At 59.6% G+C, this 780-nt stretch carries 1 protein-coding gene; it reads left to right on the top strand.

Translation table 11 applies throughout. The features are described 5' to 3' along the window. Positions 1–14 precede the first annotated feature (14 nt). On the top strand, positions 15–707 hold the full coding sequence (locus PH558_RS34030) for a response regulator (RefSeq protein ID WP_112434955.1): 693 nt from the start codon (positions 15–17) through the stop codon (positions 705–707). Positions 708–780: the final 73 nt, after the last annotated feature.

The following is a 780-nucleotide window of genomic DNA, read 5'->3' as shown; positions in this document are numbered from 1 at the left end:
TAAAGGAGCCTTGGATGGAAAATGCACTGATATTGATCGTGGAAGACGAGCCGGAAATCTCCGATATTCTCGAACGCTATTTTGAGCGCGAGGGATTTCGTGTGCTGACGGCCTCGGATGGCGAGATCGGGCTTTCCCATCATCAGAGGCTGCGGCCCGATCTTGTGGTCCTCGATGTGAAACTGCCGAAACTTGACGGCCACACGGTGCTTGCCACCATCCGCCAAAGGGGCAATACGCCGGTTATCATGGTCACGGCACTCGCCGACGACCTCGACAAGCTGCATGGGCTGCGCTCCGGCGCCGACGATTATGTGGTCAAGCCGTTCAACCCTGTCGAGGTGGTCGCCCGGGCGAGGGCCGTCTTGCGACGGGCGACCGGAAGTGCTGCGAATAAGGTGCTGAGGGTCGGCAGGCTTGCAATCGATCCGATCGCGCACATGGCAGTGGTGGAGGACGGCGAAGCCCGCATTCCGTTGAACCTGACCCGCACCGAATTCCGCATCCTCGAATATATGGCTGGTTTCCCGAACAGGGCCTTCGAGCGCAGCGAGATCGTCGATGCCTGTCTTCCCGAAGGCGATGCGCTCGACCGCACCGTGGACAGTCACATGAGCAAGCTTCGCAAGAAGCTCGATGCCGCCGGTGTCGGCGATCTCCTCAACGGCGTTCGGGGAGTGGGTTACCGCCTTGGCGATTTCGGTTAGCAACAGCCTCAACAGGCAGATCATCTGGTCGACCACCATCGTCGCATTCGTCGCCCTGTCCGTGATGTTCTTT

The sequence above is a fragment of the Rhizobium pantanalense genome, assembly GCF_030182525.1.
GTDB lineage: Bacteria > Pseudomonadota > Alphaproteobacteria > Rhizobiales > Rhizobiaceae > Rhizobium.
Note: the sequence above shows the minus strand (reverse complement) of the source record. Positions and strands in the feature narration are given on the sequence as shown.